Source organism: Aeromonas sp. 3P (assembly GCF_051919745.1).
Taxonomy (GTDB): domain Bacteria; phylum Pseudomonadota; class Gammaproteobacteria; order Enterobacterales; family Aeromonadaceae; genus Aeromonas; species Aeromonas veronii.
This window is the reverse complement of record NZ_JBQBED010000001.1, coordinates 2,454,555-2,476,171: the sequence shown is the minus strand read 5'-3', so window position 1 is coordinate 2,476,171 and position 21,617 is coordinate 2,454,555. Positions and strand designations below refer to the sequence as shown.

Here is a 21,617-nt window from a genome sequence, read left to right as displayed (position 1 = left end):
AGCCCGTTTTTCGTTTTATGCCCGGCGTTGTTTCACGCCTCTAGCGGTTCGGCATCTGCTGCCCGTGGGGCGGGGGATTTGAGCAACAGCATCAGGCCGCTGGCGATCAGCAGGAAGATCCCCATGATGTAGAACACCTGGTTGTAGGCCATGATGGCCGCCTCCCGGTTGATGGTATTGGCCAGCATGGCGTGGGCTTGCTGCTGGGCTATCTCTGGGCCTGAACCCTGCGCCATCATGCTCTGGGCCAGTTGCAGCAGATAGCTCTGCCCCTCGATACTGCTGGCGGCCAGAGTGCTGCCAATTTGCAGCACGTGGGTGCGGGTATCGTTGTCGAGCAGGGTCGCGATGATGGCGATACCGAACGCACCACCCAGGTTGCGCAGCACGTTGAGCAGGGTCGAGGAGGAGGGGATCTCGTCGTGGCTCAGGCTGGCGGTGGCGACCAGGGAGAGCGGCACCATGATGAAGGGCTGCCCCAGCGCCCGCACGATAAGCGACTGGATCAGCTGCGGCCCGGCGTAGTCTGCACTCATGTTGACGTTCATAAAGCAGCTGACGGCGAAGATAAGGAAGCCGAAGCTCACCAGATAGCGCGGGTCTATCTTGTGGGTCAGCCTGGGTACCAGCGGTAGCACCAGCAGTTGCGGCAGCCCCATCCACATCAGTACCTCGCCGATTTCCAGCGCGTTGTAGTTGTGGATCTGGGTCATGTAGAGCGGCAGCACATAGATGGAGCCCATCAACGCCATGCCGAGGATCAGATAGGCGAAGCAGGCCAGCGCGAAGCGCGGGTTGTGCAGCAGCCGCAGATTGACCAGCGGGTGACGGCGGATCAGCTGGCTGATGACGAAGAACACCAGCGCCACCGCCGAAATGACTGCCAGTCGCACGATGAAGCTTGAGCCGAACCAGTCTTCCCGGTTGCCCTCTTCCAGTACCACCTCCAGCAGGCCGAGGCCGAGCGCCATGGTGACAATCCCGATGAGGTCTACCCGCTTGATCACGGCCCAGTCCACCGGTTTTTTATCAAGCCCGTGGGCCAGCATGGCTATCACCAGCAGTCCCGGCGGCACGTTGAGATAGAAGATGTAGTGCCACGACATCTGCTCGGTGAGCCAGCCACCGAGGGTCGGGCCGATGGCGGGGGCGAAGGTGGCGCAGAGGCCAAAAAGCGCCATGCCGGTGGCCCGCTTCTGTAGCGGCAACAGGGTGACGATGAGGGAAAAGGCCATCGGGATCAGCGCCCCGCCAGTGAAGCCTTGCAGCGCCCGGAAGACGATCATGCTGGTGAGGTTCCAGCTGAACGAGCAGAGCACGGAGGCGGCGATAAACGCACCGGTGGTCCAGAGCAGGTAACGGCGCACACTCAACCCCCGGCTCAACCAGCCGCTCAGGGGGATGGCGATCATCTCCGCCACCAGATAGGAGGTGGAGATCCAGGAGCTCTCGCTCAGGGTGGCTGACAGGGCCCCCTGAATGTCCTTCAGGGAGGCATTGGTGATCTGGATATCGAGGATGGCCATAAAGGCGCCGATAAGGCCCCCATGACCGCGATCCAGTTGCGACGTGGAATGGGTTCCATCAGTTGGCAGCCACCACGGGATCAGGAGTGCGGGTATCCACGATCACTTCGGTCGAGAGACCCGGCAGCAGCTTGCCTGCCAGCGGGCCCGGCTCGGGGATGCGGATCTTCACCGGTACCCGTTGCACGATTTTGGTGAAGTTGCCGGTGGCATTCTCCGGTGGCAGCAGGGCGAACTTGGCGCCGGTCGCCGGAGCCAGGCTGTCGATGATCCCCTCGACCGGTTGATCCGGGTAGGCATCGAGTACCACTTCGACCTTCTGGCCCGGCTGCATATGGGCGAGCTGGGTCTCCTTGAAGTTGGCCTCGACCCACACCTGCTGCAGCGGCACCAGGCTGGCGACCTGCATACCGGACTGGACGTAGAGCCCTTCCCGCAGGCTGCGCTTGCCGATGATGCCATCGGCCGGTGCCCGCAGCTCGGTATAACCTAGCTCCAGCTTGGCTTGCTCCAGTTGCGCTTCGCTCAATGCCAGCTTGGCCAGATTCTGTTTGCGCTCGGCATCCAGTACCAGCAGTCGCTCACGGGCCGCTTGCAGGGCGGCTTGGGCCTCCCGGGCTTGCGCCTGATTGACCTGCAGGCCGGCACGCACCTCGTCCAGACTATCTTGCGAGCTGTAGTGGCGCTGGTTGAGCTGACTGATCCGGTTGACCTGCTGGCTGGCGCGCAGCTGTTCGGCATTGGCGGAGGCGACCTTGGCCTCGGCCTGCTGGATCAGGCTCAGTTGTTGGGTGCGGGTGGCCGCCAGATTTTCGGCCGTCGCCTGATTGAGGCACAGGTCGGCTTCGGCCTCCGCGACCCTGGTTTTGTATTCGCGATCATCGAGCCGGGCGATCAGTTGGCCCGCTTTGACCGGCTGGTTGTCGGTGACCAGCACTTCGCGGATATAGCCGGGCAGCTTGGAGCTGATCCCGGTCACTTCACTTTGCAGATAGGCGTTGTCGGTGCTTTCAAAATAGCGGCCGTGAAGATACCAGTAACCGGCGAACAGCAGACCGAGCAGAGCCAATATCATGGCTGCCAGCAGGGGAATTTTTTTGTGTTGACTCATTTTTGTGATTCCTGAACTTAAGGGGCGCAGGCTAACACTGGTCAACTGTTTCGATTAGTATTGGTTCACGAGATATACAGTTTCACTGGTGCAACAATGGATCTCAATGCCGCGTTAATTCTGGTGCGTATCGTCGACAAGGGCTCGTTTACGGGGGCCGCCCGCGAGCTGGGGATGACCAAGGCGATGGTCAGCCGCCGCATCGCCGAGCTGGAACAGCGGCTCGGAGTGCGTCTGCTCTATCGCTCCACCCGTCAGCTCACTTTGACCGAGGAGGGGGAGAAGTACTACCTGCACTGCAGCAAGGCGGTCGATGCCCTGACCGAAGCCGAGCTGATGCTGAGCGCCAGCCAGCAGGAGGTGACCGGCACCCTCAAACTGGCGGTGCCCATCGAGACGGGGCAACTGGTGGTCGGGCGCCTGGTTGCCAAGTTTTTGCAGGCCTATCCCGCCCTGCAGGTGGAGCTGGAACTGACCAACCGGGTGGTAGACCCCATCAGTGAAGGGCTGGATGCGGTGGTGCGGATTGGCGACATGAGCGACTCCAATCTGGCGGCGCGCCGACTCTGGAGCACCGGGCGGCTGCTCTGTGCCAGCCCGGACTATCTGGCCCGCAGCCCGGTCATCGGGCGGCCGGAGGATCTGGCCAACCACGAGCGGGTGACGGTGAGCAGCGGGTTTCTCGCCTCTCACTGGTGCTTCGAGCTGGATGGCAGAGAGGTGCTGGTTGACCCCCCATCCCGTTTTCGGGTCAATAATATTACCTGTGCCCGGGAGGCGGCGAAGGCGGGGCTGGGGTTGGCCTCGTTACCCGCTATGCTCTGTCAGGATGAGCTGGCCAGCGGCGAGCTGGTGATCCTGCTGCCAGAGTGGCAGCAACCCAGGGTGCCGATTTATTTGCTGTTTCCGGAACGGCAACTGATGCCGCGCAAGTTGCGGGCATTCATCGATTTCATGATTGAGAACGGCGCCGAGTTTGGCATCGACAAGCTGTTGTAAGGGGGAGCTATGGATAACTGGATCAATCTCTATCGCGCCTCACACACCCTGGAGGCGCACGCGTTGAAAGGGGCGCTGGAGGCGGAAGGGGTGCTGGTGCGCCTCAATGGCGAGGGGCTGTCTGGCGCCCTTGGCGAGCTGCCGGTCGACATGTTGCAGGTGACCCTGATGGTGCGAGCCGAGGATCGCAGCAAGGCGGGACGGGTCATCGAGCGTTACCAGCAGCGTCAGGGTAACGGCTGGCTGTGCGGCCAGTGCGGGGAGGAGAACGGCGCCAACTTCGACGTATGCTGGCGCTGTCATCACGATCCCCACGACAGCTGATCTCTCTTCCGCTAGCGCGGCGGGAACTCGATATCTTCCCCTGCGCTGGCATCGTGATAGGTCGCCAGATCCAGCTCGTTTTCGCTGCGGGCGATCAGCACCGATACCAGAATATCCCCCGAAACATTGACCGTGGTGCGCGCCATGTCGAGGATCCGGTCAATGCCTGCAATCAGTGCCACCCCTTCCAGCGGCAAGCCCACCGCCGTCAGGGTCAGGGTCAGCAGCATCAACCCGGTGCCCGGGGTGCCTGCGGTGCCGATACTGGCCAGGGTGGCGATGCTGATGATGGTCAGGTAATCGACCATGTGCAGATCCACCCCGAATGCCTGAGCCACGAACAGCGCAGTCACTCCCTGATAGAGGGCGGTACCATCCATGTTGATGGTGGCGCCGATGGGCAGCACCTTGGCGGTGATGGCGGGGGAGACTCCCAGCCGCTTCTCTGCGCAGGCCAGACTGATGGGCAGGGTGGAGTTGCTCGAGCTGCTGGTGAAGGCCACCGCCTGGGCATCAACGATACTCTTGAAGTAGTGCAGCGGATTGAGCCGTGCCAGCAGGAGCAGCAGGGTGCTGTAGACCCCGAGCACGTGCAGCAGGCAGCCGAGGTAGACGGCGCCGATCACCTTGAGCAGCGGCAGCAGCAGGTCGAGACCGTACTTGCCGGTCATCCAGGCCATCAGGGCGCAGACACCGTAAGGCGCGAGCGCCATCACCATCTGGGTCAGCTTGAACATCCCCTCGGCCAGCGAGGTGAAGAAGAGGATGGCGGGGCGGCCACGGCGACCGCTGGCATTGAGGGCGACCGCCAGCGCCACCGCAAAGACGATCACTTGCAGGATCTTGCCATCCACCATCGCCTGTACCGGGTTACTCGGCACCAGATGGCTCAGCACGCTGGCCAGGGTGGGTGGTTCCGACATACCGACCCGCTCATAGGGGCCCATGTCGGCACCCATGCCGGGTTCCAGCAGCCAGCCCATCATCAGGCCGATGCAGATGGCGATGGCGGTCGAACAGAAGTAGAGGCAGATCGCCTTGCTGCCGATGCGATCGAGGGCCTTGCCCTTGAGCAGCGAGGTGAGACCGGCGATGACCGAGCAGAAGATAAGAGGCACCATCAGCATCTGGATGGTGTTGACGAACAGGACGCCAAGGGGCTTGAGCAGCAGGGCTTGCTCTTCAAAGCCAACGCCCAGCCCCACCCCTGTCAGCATACCGATCAGGGTCTTGAGCCAGAGTGGTCGGCGGGTCCAGATCTGCCAGGGCTTGAGAGCCTCTCCATGGAACAGCATGACGCCAATATCCTTATACATTGTCTGCGATGGCCAAAAAGGGGCGCCAGTGTAGCGATCCCTGACGCGGGTTGCCACATTATCGACAAAGCGGTGGCGGTGACCACTCCCCTGACCAGGTAATGCGCAATTTATTGGCCTATATCAAGATCCCTCCGGGCGTGGAGATATTTAATTGGCATTAAATATGTTCATTATTGAGGTGAGAGATGCCGCAATCGGTTCATGGTCACGAAGTGATGGAAATGATGCTGGCGCAAGGGGGGCAATTTACCCGTGCCAGCCTGAAACAGGCGATGGCCGAGCGGTTCGGTGCCGAGGCCCGTTTTCATACCTGCAGCGCCAGCGAGATGGATGCGGAAGCGCTGATCGACTTTCTGGCTGCCCGCGGCAAATTCATCGACTCGGCCGAGGGTTTCCAGACCCGCGCCGACAAGATCTGCAACCACGGTTAATCCCGCTGCGAGCGCATCATGGCGCTCGCTCAATTCTTCGCCCTTTGCTATATTTCGCCCCCTCTCTTTTCCCTATTCAGGGCGTAGCCCGGGCGTTGTATGGATACTTTCTCTGCCGCAGTCATGCTGTTTCTGATCATGGACCCGCTGGGCAACCTGCCGGTCTTCCTCTCTATCCTGCGTCATATCGATCCCAAGCGACGTCGCAAGGTGATGGTGCGCGAGCTGCTCTTCTCGCTGGCCATCATGATGCTGTTCCTGTTCGTCGGTCAGCAGATCCTCGGTTTCCTCAACCTGCGGCAGGAGGCGGTCAGCATTGCGGGGGGCATTATCCTGTTCCTGATCGCCATCAAGATGATCTTCCCGAGTGAAGGGGGCGTGACCGGGCTGGCGGCGGGCGAGGAGCCCTTCCTGGTGCCGATGGCGATCCCGATGATCGCCGGTCCTTCTATCTTGGCTTCTTTGATGCTGCTGGCCAATCAGGAGCCGACCCGGATGGTGGACTGGTCGCTGGCACTCTTTCTGGCCTGGGCCGCCAGCGCGGTGATCCTGATGTTCTACGAGGTATTCAACAAGCTGCTGGGTGAGCGGGGACTCACTGCGGTGGAGCGGTTGATGGGTATGCTGTTGGTGATGATCTCGGTCCAGATGCTGCTGGACGGGGTGCATCACTATCTGGCGGTGACCGGTCAGGGCTGAGCGGTTTACATCTTGAAGTGAATGAAACGGGGCTACGCAGAGCCCCGTTCTTTTTTGCTGTTGAGAGGACGTGCAGTCACTCGTGAGTGGTCGCTGCGGGTTCCAGTTTGCTCATGATGAGGGACAGCAGCAGCTCCCGCAGCCAGCGGTGGCCCGGATCCTCGCTGTGACGCTGATGCCAGATGAGTAGATGGGAGATGCTGTCCAACCCGATGGGCAGCGGCAGCTGTAACAGCGGATAGACCTGGGTGGCGTGGCGGGCGTAGAGCCGGGAGAGCGTTACTATCATGTCGGAGTGCATCCCCATCCGTAGTGCCGCCTCGAAGGAGGGCACGGTTGCCTCGATACGTCGGTAGAGATCCTGCTCTGCCAGCTTGTGATCCAGCATCCAGCGGTCCCGCCCCTCGCAGTAAGTCTGCACATGGGGATAGCTGAGGTAGTGCTCCAGATTCCAGTTGGGCTCTCGCAGCGCGGGGTGGTGCTGCTGCACCAGACAGGTGAGATCATCGACCGCCAGCACTCGCTGACAGATGCTGTCGGGCAGGGTATCGAGCCGATAATCGGAGCTGATGCAGTTCTCTCGCACCGCGAAGGCGATGTCCACCTGTCCCTGACTCATCTCGGTTAGACTGTTCTCGGTCCACTCCTCGTAACGCAAGCGGATCCGTGGTGCCTGCCGCTTCAGCTCGCTCAGGTAGAGCGGGGCAAACAGGGTGAAGGCGCTGTCCATGCTGGCGATGACGAACTCTCGCTCCGAGCTGGCGGGGTCGAACTCGGGCGGCTGGATCAGGTTGTCCAGCGACAGCAGGATGGGTTGCAACTGTTGTTGCAGCGCAAGGGCGCGGCCGGTGGGCTCCAGCCCGTAGGCGGAGCGGATGAAGAGGGGATCATTGAAGGTATCGCGCAGACGGCCGAGGGCTTTGCTGACGGCGGACTGGCTCAGATGAAGGCGGCGTGCCGCCTTGCTGCCGTTGCGCTCCTCCAGCAGCACCTGCAGGATAATCAGCAAATTGAGGTCGATGCGACCCAGTTGTTCCAGCAGCATGATATGAATCCTCTTCAATTCTAAGATGAATTTATACCATTTGTTTTCATATCTTGGCGATCTTATCCTCGAATGGTCTCAGGTTCGCATGAACCACTGGTACAGGATGTAGCGGTTGAGGGGACATGTAGCACAATCAATATGGCGACCTTTGGGTCGCCCTATTTTTTGGCTATGATTTATTTGCTCACTTGCACCTGCCTTGATTTTGCCCAACAATCCCTGCGCTCTATTTTGATACAAGTAACAGATATCTCTTTGTGAGGGAGTATCCCTATGGGACTCGGTGGAATTCATATCTGGCATATGCTGATCCTCTTGCTGGTTGTTGTGCTGGTCTTCGGCAGCAAGCGTCTTGCCACTGCAGGTGAGGATCTGGGTACCGCCATCAAAGATTTTCGCAAGGCGATGCGTGACGACGCAAATCATCCGAAATAAGCAGTAGGAGTAGAAAATGTCTGTAGACGAGAAAGTTGAACTGAACGAAACCTGTGACAGCTGCGGCTGTTTTGCCGAGATCGGCACCATCATCGGCGAAGGCGACGATGTGATGGATCTGGTGATTGAAGCCGCGGCCGAGGCGGATGCCCGCGCCAAGCTGGCTGCCTATGAAGCTCTGGCCAAACAGGTCACTGCCGAAGCTCAAGTGAGCAGCGAACTGACCCAGGGCGCCAACGGCGTGATCCTGAAAGCCCGCCTGCAATTCACTTGCACCGCCGAAAAACTGATTTTCGAAATGCGGGCCCGCTCTATCTGAGTTGTCTGATAACGCGGCAGGTTTGCCTGCCGTGTTGACCCTTCTGCTGTGGGTCGGCGTTCTATAGTTACTCTATCCCACAGACGTTTTTGCCCGGCGCGAGTCGGCCAACAGAAGGCGTAAACATCATGACGCAGCGATGGATCTCTGCCCCCAATCCCACCCTCTATCGTGATCCGTGCTGCCAACAGGCAGCAGGCGTGACCTCAGCACAGGGGCAGCCATCGTGATGCGACGCTGGATCTGGGCGCTGCTGGCCCTCTGCTGTTTTCCCCTGCTCGCGGCTGAACTCAAGCCACAGCGTCTGCCCCAACCCGGGGACCTCGAAAGCATTCTGCAAAAGCGCGAACTCAGGGCACTGGTGGTCTATGAGCGCGGCTTCTACTTTCTCGATCGCGGCGCCCAGTACGGCATTCTGGTCAATCAGCTGCAAGGGTTCGAACGCTGGCTGAACAAGACCTATCTCGCCAAAGAGAAGGTCAAACTCAAGGTGGTCTACATCCCGGTGCGGCAGGACAAGCTGCTGGACTATCTGACCGAGGGGCGTGGCGATCTGGTGGCGGCGACCATGACGGTGACCCCGACCCGGCGTGAACAGGTGGCCTTCTCCCGGCCGCTCATTTCATCCATAGAGGAGTGGGTGGTGAGCCAGCAGAGCCTGCCCGCCTTCAGCCGCATTACCCAGCTATCCGGCAGGAGGGTCTGGGTGCGCGCCAGCTCCAGCTACTACGAGAGTCTGCGCCAGCTCAACTGGCTGTTTCGCGAACTGGGGTTGCCCCCCGTCTATATCGAGACAGTGCCCGAATACCTGCAGGATGGCGATCTGCTGGAGATGGTGGCCGCTGGCATTATTCCCCTGACGGTGACCGACAGCTACAAGGGGCGGATCTGGCTGGGTGGCATGATCTCCGGCCTCAAGGCCCACAAGCTGATCCCCCTGCGCAGCAACGGCACCAGCGCCTGGGCGCTGCGCAAGAACAGCCCCGAGCTGCTCAAGGCGGTCAATGGTTATCTGGCGAGTGTCAGCCGGAACAGCCTTTACAGCGACATGACCCTGCGCCGGTTGCTGGTTCGCAGCGATCAGATGAGCAATATCCTGGCGCCGGATCCCATGGGGCGCCTCGCGACCATTCGCAAGGTGCTGGAGAAGTACGCCAATCAATACGATCTCGACTGGCTGATGCTGGCGGCGCTTGGTTACAAGGAGTCCGGCCTCAATCCCAAGGCGCGTTCGCCCAAGGGGGCCGTGGGCCTCATGCAGCTGCTGCCCAGTACGGGGCGGGAAGTCGGCATCAACGGCGCCAGACTCACCACGCTGGAGGGAAATGTGGAGGCCGCCTGCCGCTACATGCGGTTGATCCTCGATACCTACTTCAATGATCCCAAGCTGGATCGGCTCAACCGCCACCTGTTTGCCCTCGCCGCCTACAACGCCGGGCCGAACCGGGTGCAGGCGCTGCGAGGCAAGGCGGAGAAGCTGGGGCTCGATCCCAACGTCTGGTTCGGCAACGTGGATCAGCTGGTGGCCAACGAAGTCGGACAGGGGCCGATCAACTATGTCGGCACCATCTACAAGTACTACGTAGCCTATCGTTTCAGCCTGCCCCAGATCGAGGGCAAGGCTGCCGCTATCGAAGCGGCTCAGCCCTGAGCCGGTTGACCGGCAGGGTCGCCTGCACGGTCGGCAACTGCCAGCCACCGTCCCTGTGTTGCAAAAACCAGTGAGCAGGGCCGGTGGCCGGGATGAGATCTGGCTGGCTGAGCTGGCCCAGATAGCGCAACATCGGGGTATCATGCAGTTCCATCAGCAACTCCTTTTGAATATGTGAAGAGGCTCGCCAGCGTTATGACACCCGGCCATGACAGCAGGATGACACCATGATCCCCGGATCCTTTGCCCTGATCGATGATCCCCTGCTGGCGCTCAAGGTGCGCTGCCACTGGATCCGTCATGCCCGCGAGCGGATCCAGGCGCAGTACTACAGCTGGGAGGAGGACAGCAGCGGCAAGCTGCTGCTGAGCGAGCTGCTCCACGCCGCCCGGCGTGGCGTCAAGGTACAGCTGCTGGTGGATGATCTCTATGCCGGTGACAACCGCTTTCTGGAGATGGTGGCTCACTACCCCGGGATCGAGGTGCGGCTGTTCAACCCTTTCTGGCTGCGGGGCTGGCGCCCGCTGGCACTGCTGCTGGAGGGGCTGCTCAGCTTTCGCCGCATCAACCACCGGATGCACAACAAACTCTTGCTGGTGGATGGCAAGCAAGCGCTGATCGGCGGGCGCAACATCGGCGATCGCTACTTCGGTCTGGATCCGCAGGCTCCCTTCGTGGATCTCGATCTCGCCTGTCAGGGGGGGCTGTGCCAGCAGATGGCGCAGGGGTTCGAGCAGTTCTGGCACAGCCGCTGGAGTCATCCCATCCGCCATCTGCTGCGCCGCGAGCTGCTGCCCGCCGAAATTGAGGTGGTCAACGACTTCTTGTTCACCATGACGGATCCGGCGGTGGCCACGGTTTACGATCTGCCCGCGGCGCTGTTTGACGAGCGTGATGTGCCGCTGCAGTGGCATGAAGGGCGGGCCGAGGTGTGGTTCGACCGTCCCGGCAAGGGGCTGATCACCCGTCCCACCACCGCCCGTCAGCTCTGGCGCCAGCTGGCTGACAATCCCGGCTCGCTGGGGTTGGTGACCCCTTACCTCATCCTTACTCGCGGGTTTCGGCACCGTCTGGCGCGGCTACGCCAGCAGGGGGTCGCCATCGACATTCTCACCAACTCGCTAGCCAGCACCGATGTGCCACTGGTCTATGGCGCCTATCAGCGTTATCTCGGCTGGTTGCTGCGGCGCGGGATCCGGGTCGCCGAGTTTGACCACGGCCACGGCAGCCTGCACGCCAAGCTGATCCTGCTGGGGGAGGTGCGGGCGCTGTTCGGCAGCCTCAACCTCGATCCTCGCTCACTCTTTCTCAATACCGAACTGATGCTGCATCTGCACTGCCCGCCGATCTGCGAGGCGCTGCGAACGTGGCTGGCTCACTGGCAGGAGCAGGCGGGTGGATTGCCGCGCAAACCCGAAGGGTGGTCAAGGCGACTGATAGCCCGCCTTAGCGACTGGTTGCCCCTGCGCCGTTGGCTGTGAGGCGGCCATTTTTTGTGCGAGATCTCGCAAAGCCTTGTAAGCCATTGCTGATGCCCTTTGCGGGTGAATAACCATGCATGAACCTATCTTACTGTTTTATAACAATTTAGCGGTGATGATAAGGCTGTTTTTTGTACTCTGATGTGAATGGAATTAGCATAAAAACGTTTTTTATTTTGTTTTTATGCGTAATATTTAGTTGCAAGGACAAACACGGCGGCCTGTCTGCCGTGTGGACGAAGGTTGTAACGGGTAGCTGGTCGGTTGCATCGCTGCAATTGGCGCGCACTTCAGATGGGTCGCGAACTATCGGAAAGTGAAACAGAGACCCGGCGTGGCCGGACTCCAATATGGAACATGCTATTTGCGAGGGGGTGACATGGACATGTCACCCCACTTTTTTGGCCGCTCGCCACCGTTTACCTTTTTCCATGACTGTTGCTCGTCGCAAGAGCCGCAGAGGGCAAGGCAATAAAAAGAGGGCCGCAATAGCGGCCCTCAGTCTCATCTGCCCGGTGGGTTAACCGGCCTTGACGCTGCGGCGACGCTGCAGCCAGACGATCACCCCGAACAGCAGGAAGCCCGGGATCCACATCCACTCCTTGGTCCAGCGCTCGGTCGGCGCCTTGACGGTGAGGATCTCCTGATCGAACTCCAGTCCCATGGTGGCGGCCGGGCTGCCAAAGGCGACGTTGTCGATCAGCGTCTTGCCATCCTGCTCATAGAGGCTCAGCCCCAGATTGGCCAGCCGCTCCTCGCCATTTGCCCCATCCGGTACGGCGACCAGCAGGGTGAACTTGCGTGGCTTGCCCACGGCATCTTCACCGAGGATCCGCAGCCGCAGGGTGCTCTCCGCCTCCACTTCACCCATGGTTTGGGCCAGCTGGGCAGGCGGGGTCTCGCGATAGGGGTCGTGCACCATGTCCATCCAGAAACCCGGGCGGAACAGGGTAAAGGCGACCAGCAACAGCAGCACGCTCTCGTACCAGCGGCTCTTCACCAGGAACCAGCCCTGGGTGGCGGCGGCGAAGATCAGCATGGCGATGGTCGCCACGATGAAGATCAGCACCCCGTGGGCGAAGTCCACGTCGATCAGCAGCAGATCGGTGTTGAAGATAAACAGGAACGGCAGCGCTGCGGTACGCAAGCTGTAGTAAAACGCCGTGATCCCGGTCTTGATGGGATCGCCCTTGGAGACAGCCGCTGCCGCGAAGGAGGCCAGCCCCACCGGCGGCGTCACATCCGCCATGATGCCGAAGTAGAAGACGAACAGGTGCACCGCGATAAGCGGCACGATCAGCCCGTTTTGCTGCCCCAGCGTCACTACCACCGGTGCCAGCAGGCTGGAGACCACGATGTAGTTGGCTGTGGTCGGCAGCCCCATGCCGAGGATCAGGCTCAGCAGGGCGGTGAGCAGCAGCATCAGTAGCAGGTTGCCCATGGAGAGGAACTCCACCAGATCCGCCAGCACCAGACCAACCCCGGTCTGGGAGACAGCACCCACGATAATCCCCGCGGTGGCGGTGGCAATGCCGATACCGATCATGTTGCGGGCGCCTGCGACCAGCCCTTCCCGCAGATCCACCACGCCGTCAGCGACGGTGCCGTAGTCGTGCTTGCCGTCCTTGCGCAGCCAGTTGAGCAGCGGGCGCTGGGTCAGCAGGATGATCACCAGCATCACGGTACCCCAGAAGGCCGACAGCCCCGGCGAGAGGCGTTCCACCATCAGGCACCATACCAGTACCACCACCGGCAGCAGGAAGTGCAGGCCGGAGAGCAGCACGGCGCGGGTGTTGGGCAACTCGGTGAGCGGCTTGTCGGGATCTTCGGCAGGCAGTGGTTCATTGCTGGCGGCGATCTTCAACAGGGCCACATAGGTGGCAGCCAGCAGTACCGAGATCCCCGGCAGAGCGTAGTCACCCAGTGCAGGTTTGAGCCAGCCGAGGCCATAGTAGACCGCCAGTGACAGGCCGCTGATGAGGGCCGCGCCAAAGGCAAAACCGGTCAGGCGACGCAGCCAGGGTTTGGGTTGATGGTTGCCGATGGGCTGCATGCCCAGTTTCAACGCCTCCAGATGGACGATGTAGAGCAGCGCTATGTAGGAGATGGCGGCAGGCAGGAAGGCGTGCTTGATGATCTCCACATAGGGGATGCCCACGTATTCGACCATCAGGAAAGCCGCAGCCCCCATCACGGGTGGCATGATCTGGCCGTTGACCGAGGAGGCCACTTCGACCGCCCCCGCTTTCTCTGAACTGAAGCCCACCTTCTTCATCATCGGGATGGTGAAGGTGCCGGTGGTCACCACGTTGGCAATCGACGAGCCGGAAATCAGGCCGGTCAGGCCGGAGGCGACCACTGCCGCCTTGGCCGGGCCGCCACGAAGGTGACCGAGCAGGCTGAAGGCGAGCTGGATAAAGTAGTGACCGGCACCGGCCCGCTCCAGCAGGGCGCCGAACAGCACGAACAGAAACACGAAGCTGGTGGAGACGCCAAGGGCAATGCCGAACACCCCTTCGGTAGTGATCCACTGGTGGTTGGCCAGTGCGGTAAAGCCTACCCCGCGATGTGCCAGCAGTCCCGGCATCCAGGGGCCCGCCAGGCTGTAGATCAGAAAGACGATAGCGATGACCGCCAGTGCCGGCCCCAGGGCGCGGCGCGCCGCTTCCAGCAGCAGCGGAATGCCGATACAGGCGGTCACCAGATCGGCGGTGGTGAGGGTGCCGGGACGCAGCGCCAGTGCTTCATACATCACAAACAGGTAAGAGGCGGCGCCAGCAGCGATCAGACCGAGGGCGATATCGCCGAGGGGGACCCGATCCCGCGGCGAGGAGCGAAATGCCGGGAACACCAGAAAAGCGAGTAACAGGGCGAAGGTGAGGTGAATGGAGCGGGTTTCGGTGTCATTGAGTACGCCAAACCCCACCATGAAGGGGAGTGGCGAGGCGATCCAGAGCTGGAACAGCGACCAGGCCAGCGCCAGCGCGGTGATGAGCCAGCCCATGATGCCCAGCGGCAGGCGAGCGCCCACATCTTGAGCGATCAGTTCCTCGGTAGAGAGTTGTTTATCTTGCATAGGGTTAACTTGTGCCAACGAGTACAACAAGAGCGACACCCGCCCCCGCAATCAGGCGGCAGACGGGTGTCGAAGAGAGTGACAAAGGCCCCGGGGCCTTCAATCAGAGCCAGCCGCGCTCTTTGTAGTAGCGGGCAGCCCCTTCATGCAGCGGTGCAGAGAGACCTACCTTGATCATGTCGGCCTCTTTCAGGTCGGCAAAGGCAGGGTGCAGGCGCTTGAAGCGATCCAGGTTGTCGAACACCGACTTGACCAGCTGATAGACCACTTCCGGATCGGTTTTGGCGCTGGTGGAGAGCACCGCTTTGCCACCGATGGAGGGGGTCGGCTTGTCGCTGCCCTTGTAGATGCCGCCCGGGATCTCGGCCTTGCTGTAGTAGCTCTTCTCGGCCAGCAGCTTGTCGATGTCGGCGCCGGTCACAGGTACCAGTACTGCATCTGTTGTGGTGGAAGCTTCCTGAATGGCGCCGTTCGGGTGACCGACGAAGTAGCTCATGGCGTCGATGTTGTTGTCACCGAGGGCGGAGGCCTGTTCGGCCGGTTTCAGCTCGGAGACCAGACCGAAGTCACCCTTTTTCCAGCCTTTGACCGCCATGATCTCTTCCATGGTGTCACGCTGGCCGGAGCCCGGGTTGCCGATGTTGACGCGCTTGCCCTTCAGATCGTCGAAGCTGGCGATCTTGGCATCGCGGCGAGCCAGGATGGTGAACACTTCGCTCTGCAGGGAGAAGACGGCGCGCATATCGTCCATGGCCCCTTCGGCCTGGAACGGTGGCAGCCCCTTCATCGCCTTGAACTGGTGGTCGGATTGCATGATGCCGAAGTTGAATTCACCGCTGCGGATGCCGTTGACGTTGGCAACACCGCCGCCACTGGCCGGGGCGTTGCACTTGATCTGGTGATCGGCGGCGCCGCGATTGAGGAAGCGGCAGATGGACTGGCCAGCGACATAGTAGACGCCGGTCTGACCGCCGGTGCCTATGGTCACGAAGCGCTCCTGTGCTTGTACCGGACCACCGAATGAAACACCGACCAGAGCCGCCGACAGGGCGCATGCCAAAGTTAATCCTTTCATTTTTTCTCCCTTTTCTTTGATTTTGTTTATCCGATCCCCGGATAAATTGATGGCAATCCCGTTCTGCGCCGGGCTTGCCCGCTCTTCTCGTTGCGCGAAAGCGGGGGAGTTGATCACCCCCTTTCCGGCAGTCACCCTCATCCTGTGGTGAGGCTACCGACCTCCTGTCGGTCGAAGATAAATTGGCCCCTGAGGGGCCAAATAAAAAGTTGCAAGCACTCCGATTAAGCACATTCACCCAACATAAATCAAACGAAATGGCAAAATAGCGGAGTTAAATCTTGAGAAACATGACCTCGATCATTCATTTTCTTGCCGAAGATTAATTTGATATGGAGGGAAATGGAAGAGGGAAAAACTACGAGAGGATTCTTATGCGGCCCTTGAATGACAAGGGCCGGAGTCATGAGAGATCAGTTGGTCGGGGTGGCCAGATCCAGGATAAAGGCGTATTCCAGCGCGATATCCTCGTAGGCTTTGAAGCGGCCGGACTTGCCGCCGTGGCCGGCGTCCATGTCGGTGTTCAGTAACAACTTGTTATCATCCGTCTTCAGCTCGCGCAGCTTGGCTACCCACTTGGCGGGCTCCCAATACTGCACTTGCGAGTCGTGCAGTCCGGTGGTTACCAGCAGGTTGGGGTAGGCTTGCGCCTTGACCTGATCGTAGGGGCTGTAGCTCTTCATGTAGTCGTAGTAGGGCTTCTGGTTCGGGTTGCCCCACTCGTCATACTCCCCGGTGGTGAGGGGGATCGACTCGTCCAGCATGGTGGTGACCACATCGACGAATGGCACCTGCGCCACCACGCCGCGATAGAGTTCGGGCGCCTGATTGATGACGGCCCCCATCAGCAGGCCGCCGGCGCTGCCGCCCATGGCGTAGACCTGATCCCTGGCCCCGTAGCCTTGCTCAACCAGCGCCTTGGTGACATCGATAAAGTCATTGAAGGTGTTCTGCTTTTTCAGCAACTTGCCATCTTCGTACCAGTGACGGCCCAGCTCTTCACCACCCCGGATATGGGCGATGGCGTAGACGAAGCCTCTGTCCAGAAGGCTCAGGCGCGAGCTGCTGAAGTCGGGATCCATGCTGGCGCCGTAGGATCCATAGCCATAGACCAGCAGCGGATTCTTGGGCGCATCGGCCTGCTCTTTCTTGAACTTGTCCTTGCGATAGACCAGCGACACCGGCACCGATACACCGTCGCGGGCGGTCACCCAGAGTCGCTCACTGGCGTACTGGTCGGCCTTGAAGCCGGCCACCGGCTGCTGCTTGAGCAGGGTGCGCTTGCCGCTCGCCATATCCAGCTCATAGGTGGAGGCGGGGGTGGTCATGGAGGAGTAGCCATAGCGCAGGGCGCTGGTATCCGGCTCCGGGTTGTAGGCAAGCCAGGTGACATAGGCGGGATCGTCGAAGGCGATCTCCTTCTCGTCACCGCTCTGCCAGTTGATCTGGCGCAGTCGGGTCAGCCCCTTGTTGCGCTCTTCCAGTACCAGCCAATCCTTGAACAGGGCGTAGCTCTCCAGCAGCACCTCCGGATTGGGGGCGATCACCGCCTTCCAGCGATCCACCGGGCTCTCCTTGGTCTCGTAGAGGCCGAAGTTCTTGCCATCCTTGTTGGAGCGCACATAGAAGCGGCCGCGGTAGTGATCCAGGCTGTATTCGTGATCCACCTGACGGGGCAGGAACAGGCGTGGGGCGTGCTCCGGCTGGTTGGCATCGATCAGCCGCGCTTCGCCTGTGGTGGTGCTGGAGAGGGCGATGACGATGAAATCTTCCGAAGTGGTAGCGTAGAGGCTGATGTAGAAGGAGTCATCCTTCTCTTCATAGACCAGCTTGTCCGTGGCCGGATCCGTCCCGAGCGTATGGCGATAGACCTGATAGGGCAGCAGGGTCTGCGGGTGCTTGCGCACATAGAAGACGGTCTTGTTGTCGTTGGCCCACACCAGATTGCCGGAGGTATTTTCCAGTTTGTCGGTGGCCCACTGGCCGCTCTCCAGATCGAGGAACTGGATCTGGTACTGACGGCGGGAGAGGAAATCTTCCGCCACCGCCAGCCAGCGATTGTTACGGCTCACCTCAAGGGCGCCGAGGGCATAGAACTCGCGCCCTTCAGCCCGCAGGTTGCTGTCGAGCAGCAGACTCGACTGCTCTTCACCGAGCTTGGTGCGCGAGTAGATCCCGTACTCCTTGCCCGGCTCATAGCGGGTCTGGTAGCGGTAGCCATTCTTCACATAGGGCACCGACTCATCCTGCTGGGGGATGCGGGCGACCATCTCTTTGTAAAGCTGTTCGCGCAGGGGTTGGGTCGGCTTGAGCATGGCCTCGGTATAGGCGTTCTCGGCCTTGAGATAGTCCAATACCTCGGGCTTCTGCCGCTCGTCGTCACGCAGCCAGTAGTAGTTGTCGATGCGGGTATCCCCGTGTTTTTTCAGGGTGCGGGGATGTTTGGCGGCCACGGGCGGCTGGATTGGATGTTCGCTTGTCAGCATGGCGGGCTCTTCATTGGCATAAGTAGGGGGGAGAACTGTCAGAAAGGCTAGCAGCAGAACTCCTCGGGAAAAGGTAAACATGTCGCATCCTTGGCGCTGGAAAGGGTTGGTAGACCTGAGCATCGGCTCCATGAATTGGCGTTAAATCTGCCCCTTGTTGCCGGTGGTTGCAAGCAATCCCTTGTTATTGCAGGAAATGTAATCAAAAAAAGCCGCTATCTCGTGATAGCGGCCCTCTTTCTGGCCATGAGCGGCAAGAGTCCGCTCAGGTGTGCCTCACATGATATGGGAGTGCCCTCTCATGACCAGTTTTCGTCAGCCTGGGTAGCTCGACCAGCTGTTGGTCGCGCCCTCGTTGCTGATACTCAGTACCTCATAGGGATGGCCCGGAATATCCATGCCCGGCGCACTCTGGGGCATGCCCGGAATGGTCAGGCCACGGATTGCCGGTTTTTCCCTGAGCAGCTTCTGCACATCGGCGGCCGGTACATGCCCCTCGATCACATAGCCATTTACGATACCGGTATGGCAAGAGGCTAGTTCAGGCGCGATACCGTATTGCTGCTTCACTGCGCCGAGCTGTTCGGTTTCGATGACCTCCAGTTCGAAGCCATTCTGCTCCATGTGCTCGTTCCAGCTTTGGCAGCAGCCACAATATTTGGATTTGTAGACGGTCATCTTCTCGGCCGCGAGGGCCGAAAAGCTGACGGTACCGGCCAGCATGGCCAGTAACAGGGGTTTGTACATCACTCACCTCAGATTGAAAGAAAAGATGCCCGATACGGGATGCGTTTCAGATCCGGGTGCGTGGGGGACGTTCGAGCCGCTCGCACGGAGCGTCCGGCATAAAGAGAGAGGGGGAGGCGAAGTCGGGGGTATCCGGTTCCAGCACGGCGACCGTCAGGCTGTCGCTGCCTACCAGCGTCATCGAGAGGGCGGTGGTAAAGCTGCCGCAGGGCATCGCTTTTTCCAGGGTGCGCTCGCTCTGGCTGCAGTGGGTAGTCAGGGTACAGAGGTCGGTTGCGGCCCGGCTGCCAAACGACATCAACACCAGCACCAGACTCCACAAGGGGAGCCAGCGACGGGCGTGAGCGAGTTGGCGACGGGTGAGAACCATGGAATGACTCGAAAATAACAAGGGGCACATGGTAACCCTGTGCCCCGGGGGAGGGTCAAGCTCTCCCCATAGTGTCAGTCAGCCAAGATTAAGGTTGCTGACGGGTCGCCGCCAGCACGATCTCGCGCACGCAGACGTTGGCAGGCTGGTTCCAGGCGTAGAGCACGGCATCGGCGATTACTTCCGGCGCAATGACGCCTCCCATCTGATCTTTCCAGTCGTGGTAACCGGCCTTGATGCTCTCGTCAGTGGTGTGGCTGAGCAGCTCGGTCTCGACCGCACCCGGTGCAATGGTCACCATCCGCACGCCGACATCGGCTACCTCTTCCCGGATGTTCTCGGTCAGGGCGTGCACGGCGAACTTGGTGGCGCAGTAGGCAGCATGGTTCGGGAAGGTCTTGCGACCGGCGATGGAGCTGATGTTGATGATGGTGCCGCTGCGGCGCTCCTTCATGCCTGCCAGCACTGCGTGGACGCCGTTCAGCACCCCCATCACGTTGATGTTGAGCATCTGCTGCCATTCGGCGGGATCCTGCACATCGGCCTGACCCAGCAGCATGACGCCGGCGTTGTTGACCATGCAGCCGACCGGGCCAAATTTGGCTTCTGCCTGCTGGACGGCGGCTTTCATGGCGGCGGTGTCGGTCACATCGACCCCGATGCAGAGGGTATCGGGCAGGTTCAGTGCCTGCATCGGCTCGACCCGGCGGGCCAGCAGTAGCAGCGGATGACCGGCGGCAGAGAAGGCACGGGCGATGGCGGCACCGATCCCGGCGGAGGCACCGGTGATCACGACGAGAGATTTGGACATGGGTCTTTCCTTCTGATTCAAGAGTCGGTTTGAGCAAACAGGTGGCTGGCCAGCACGGAACCCAATCACTATAGTCACTGCATCTATAAGTGATAAATATTGTTTTCCGCTGGTTATCATCTGAAAAAACTATGGTTGGTTTATGCTGGACTTGAGATTGCTGCGTTTCTTCATCGCCATCTATGAAGAGAAGAACATCACGGCGGCGGCCGAGCGCTGCCACGTCAGCCAGCCCTCCCTCTCGGCGGGGTTGCGCCAGCTGGAAGAGGCGCTCGGTGACAGCCTGTTTGTCCGGGGCAAGAAGGGGGTGGTGGCGAAAGATCCGGCCCACTATCTCTATCCTCACGCGGTCAAGCTGGTGGAGGAGGCGCGCCGTCTGCCGGAGCTGTTTCGCCAGAAAGCGACGCGTGCGAGGCTCAATATCGCCATCATGCCGGACTTGAGCCGCCGCCGGGTGGCCGGGCTGCTGCAGCAAGTACAGCGCGTGTTGCCGCAGCTGGATCTCACTCTCTCCGATTACACCACACCCGCCGACTGCCGCTTGACGCTGGATGCCTTGCGCCGGGAGGACGAGATCTTTCTGCCGCTGTGGGAGGAGGATTACGTGCTCTGCGTGCCGGTCGATCACCCCTGGCCAGTCGCGAAAGGATCGAGCTGGCCGAGCTGCAACATTATGATTTTATTGAGTGCCCGCCCTGCGAAGCCCATCAGCAGACTATCGGCCTGCTGGCCTGTGACCGCCTTACCCTCAATCTGGTGGCCAAGGCCGAGAGCAAGGGGCTGGTGATGGCGCTGGTGCTGGCGGGGGTCGGCATCAGTTTTCTGCCGGACGGGCTGGTCGAGGATGAGGCGGGGCTCTGTACCCTGCCGGTGAGCGGGCCGCGGATGTTTCGCCGGATTGGGCTCTGCTATCCCGCTCACCAGACCCTCAATCCGGCACTGCGGGAGCTGATCCCCGAGTTGGCAGGCTATGGCGCTTCCTGATAAGGTCGCTCTCCTGTGCACCTTTACGATGCAGCTCCCCAGACTCCCCTTTTCTGTTTACCTCGCCTTGCACCGCAAGGCTTTGTTCGGGTGATGTGGTCATGAAACGCATTCTGGTTATTTTTTCCCATCCCGCGCTGCAGAGCTCGCGGGCCAACAAGCAGCTGTTGCAGGCGATTGAGGGGCTGGAGGGGGTCACGGTTCACGACCTCTACCAGCACTATCCCGACATGTTTATCGATGTGAAGCGGGAGCAGGCGCTGCTCTGTGAGCACGACATTATTGTCTTCCAGCACCCGTTTTACTGGTACTCCTGCCCGGCCATCATGAAGGAGTGGATGGATCTGGTGCTGGAGTATGGCTACGCCTACGGCCCCGAGGCTCATGCCCTCAAGGGCAAGCAGTGGCTGAGTGCCATTACCACCGGTGGTGCGCCGGAGTCCTACTGCAGCGAGGGGTACAACAGCCGGCCGCTGCTCGATTTTCTGCTGCCCTTTCAACAGGCGGCCAGATTGTGCGGCATGAACTGGTTACCGCCCTTTGTGCTCCACTCGTTCCACAAGATCAAGGATCCCGCCGCCCTGCGTCGCTGCGGTCAGGATTATCGCCAGCTGCTGACGGCGTTGCGTGACGAGCAACTCACGCCGGAGCAACTGGCCGGGCGTCCTTATCTGCGCGACTTGCTGGAGGTGCTCTGATGACACATGGGCAGCTTGTTGGCCGTG

General features: G+C 60.6%; 19 protein-coding genes and 2 pseudogenes. 10 read left to right on the top strand and 11 right to left on the bottom strand.

Translation table 11 applies throughout. The features are described from left to right. Positions 1–32: 32 nt before the first annotated feature. Positions 33–1,585: pseudogene (locus tag ACTG19_RS11305) on the bottom strand (DHA2 family efflux MFS transporter permease subunit). Continuing rightward, a complete protein-coding gene (locus tag ACTG19_RS11300) occupies positions 1,585–2,637 on the bottom strand; it encodes an HlyD family secretion protein (protein WP_439989089.1) in 1,053 nt (350 codons plus the stop codon). The pseudogene ACTG19_RS11305 and the gene ACTG19_RS11300 overlap by 1 nt, the downstream one beginning before the upstream one ends. Before the next feature lie 96 nt (positions 2,638–2,733). On the opposite strand from ACTG19_RS11300, the gene ACTG19_RS11295 reads away from it, so the two are divergent. Then, positions 2,734–3,636 (top strand): LysR family transcriptional regulator, encoded by a 903-nt coding sequence (locus tag ACTG19_RS11295; protein WP_257687262.1) that lies wholly within the window; start codon positions 2,734–2,736, stop codon positions 3,634–3,636. Positions 3,637–3,645: 9 nt separating this feature from the next. After that, positions 3,646–3,960 (top strand): putative signal transducing protein, encoded by a 315-nt coding sequence (locus ACTG19_RS11290; protein ID WP_005339933.1) that lies wholly within the window; start codon positions 3,646–3,648, stop codon positions 3,958–3,960. 11 nt (positions 3,961–3,971) lie between these two features. Here ACTG19_RS11290 and ACTG19_RS11285 read toward each other — a convergent pair whose 3' ends face one another. Further along, positions 3,972–5,255, bottom strand: coding sequence for a dicarboxylate/amino acid:cation symporter (locus ACTG19_RS11285; protein WP_005357632.1), 1,284 nt, complete (start codon positions 5,253–5,255; stop codon positions 3,972–3,974). 209 nt (positions 5,256–5,464) lie between these two features. Here ACTG19_RS11285 and ACTG19_RS11280 point away from each other — a divergent pair, with 209 nt between their 5' ends. Beyond that, positions 5,465–5,710: a YecH family metal-binding protein gene (locus tag ACTG19_RS11280; RefSeq protein WP_257687261.1), complete on the top strand. Its 246-nt coding sequence runs from the start codon at positions 5,465–5,467 to the stop codon at positions 5,708–5,710. A 99-nt stretch (positions 5,711–5,809) separates the two neighbouring features. After that, positions 5,810–6,409, top strand: a complete 600-nt coding sequence (locus ACTG19_RS11275; protein ID WP_013724175.1) for a YhgN family NAAT transporter — start codon at positions 5,810–5,812, stop codon at positions 6,407–6,409. 76 nt (positions 6,410–6,485) lie between these two features. On the opposite strand, the gene ACTG19_RS11270 is transcribed toward ACTG19_RS11275, so the two are convergent. Further along, entirely contained in the window at positions 6,486–7,454 is a 969-nt protein-coding gene (locus ACTG19_RS11270; protein ID WP_005348538.1) for a LysR family transcriptional regulator, read from the bottom strand. Positions 7,455–7,730: 276 nt separating this feature from the next. Here ACTG19_RS11270 and tatA point away from each other — a divergent pair, with 276 nt between their 5' ends. The 3 genes from tatA (at position 7,731) to ACTG19_RS11255 (ending at position 9,862) form a co-directional block, all read left to right on the top strand. Then, positions 7,731–7,892: a twin-arginine translocase TatA/TatE family subunit gene (gene tatA / locus ACTG19_RS11265; RefSeq protein WP_047434601.1), complete on the top strand. Its 162-nt coding sequence runs from the start codon at positions 7,731–7,733 to the stop codon at positions 7,890–7,892. A 16-nt stretch (positions 7,893–7,908) separates the two neighbouring features. Further along, entirely contained in the window at positions 7,909–8,211 is a 303-nt protein-coding gene (locus ACTG19_RS11260) for a YfcZ/YiiS family protein (RefSeq protein WP_005339945.1), read from the top strand. A gap of 229 nt (positions 8,212–8,440) precedes the next feature. Next, positions 8,441–9,862, top strand: coding sequence for a lytic transglycosylase F (locus tag ACTG19_RS11255; protein ID WP_021231555.1), 1,422 nt, complete (start codon positions 8,441–8,443; stop codon positions 9,860–9,862). On the opposite strand, the gene ACTG19_RS11250 is transcribed toward ACTG19_RS11255, so the two are convergent. Further along, entirely contained in the window at positions 9,840–10,016 is a 177-nt protein-coding gene (locus ACTG19_RS11250) for a hypothetical protein (RefSeq protein ID WP_005339947.1), read from the bottom strand. The two genes, ACTG19_RS11255 and ACTG19_RS11250, sit on opposite strands and share 23 nt — an antisense overlap. Before the next feature lie 73 nt (positions 10,017–10,089). Between ACTG19_RS11250 and ACTG19_RS11245 the strand changes: the two genes are divergently transcribed. Then, positions 10,090–11,343 (top strand): phospholipase D-like domain-containing protein, encoded by a 1,254-nt coding sequence (locus tag ACTG19_RS11245; protein WP_439989088.1) that lies wholly within the window; start codon positions 10,090–10,092, stop codon positions 11,341–11,343. Between the two features lie 520 nt (positions 11,344–11,863). Here ACTG19_RS11245 and ACTG19_RS11240 read toward each other — a convergent pair. From ACTG19_RS11240 to ACTG19_RS11215, 6 genes are all read right to left on the bottom strand, one after another. Further along, positions 11,864–14,419, bottom strand: coding sequence for a TRAP transporter permease (locus ACTG19_RS11240; RefSeq protein ID WP_019444684.1), 2,556 nt, complete (start codon positions 14,417–14,419; stop codon positions 11,864–11,866). 103 nt (positions 14,420–14,522) lie between these two features. Continuing rightward, positions 14,523–15,494, bottom strand: coding sequence for a TAXI family TRAP transporter solute-binding subunit (locus ACTG19_RS11235; RefSeq protein ID WP_005339950.1), 972 nt, complete (start codon positions 15,492–15,494; stop codon positions 14,523–14,525). A gap of 413 nt (positions 15,495–15,907) precedes the next feature. After that, positions 15,908–18,061, bottom strand: a complete 2,154-nt coding sequence (locus tag ACTG19_RS11230; protein ID WP_439989087.1) for a S9 family peptidase — start codon at positions 18,059–18,061, stop codon at positions 15,908–15,910. A gap of 234 nt (positions 18,062–18,295) precedes the next feature. Further along, positions 18,296–18,727: a DUF411 domain-containing protein gene (locus ACTG19_RS11225; RefSeq protein ID WP_101531249.1), complete on the bottom strand. Its 432-nt coding sequence runs from the start codon at positions 18,725–18,727 to the stop codon at positions 18,296–18,298. Positions 18,728–18,773: 46 nt separating this feature from the next. Next, positions 18,774–19,097, bottom strand: coding sequence for a hypothetical protein (locus ACTG19_RS11220; RefSeq protein ID WP_005339955.1), 324 nt, complete (start codon positions 19,095–19,097; stop codon positions 18,774–18,776). A gap of 88 nt (positions 19,098–19,185) precedes the next feature. Further along, entirely contained in the window at positions 19,186–19,908 is a 723-nt protein-coding gene (locus ACTG19_RS11215; RefSeq protein WP_005348556.1) for an SDR family oxidoreductase, read from the bottom strand. Positions 19,909–20,050: 142 nt separating this feature from the next. On the opposite strand from ACTG19_RS11215, the pseudogene ACTG19_RS11210 reads away from it, so the two are divergent. Together ACTG19_RS11210 and kefF are read left to right on the top strand one after the other, a co-directional pair. After that, positions 20,051–20,892 (top strand): annotated as a pseudogene (locus ACTG19_RS11210) (LysR family transcriptional regulator). A 101-nt stretch (positions 20,893–20,993) separates the two neighbouring features. Further along, on the top strand, positions 20,994–21,590 hold the full coding sequence (gene kefF, locus ACTG19_RS11205; RefSeq protein WP_113740363.1) for a glutathione-regulated potassium-efflux system oxidoreductase KefF: 597 nt from the start codon (positions 20,994–20,996) through the stop codon (positions 21,588–21,590). Positions 21,591–21,617: the final 27 nt, after the last annotated feature.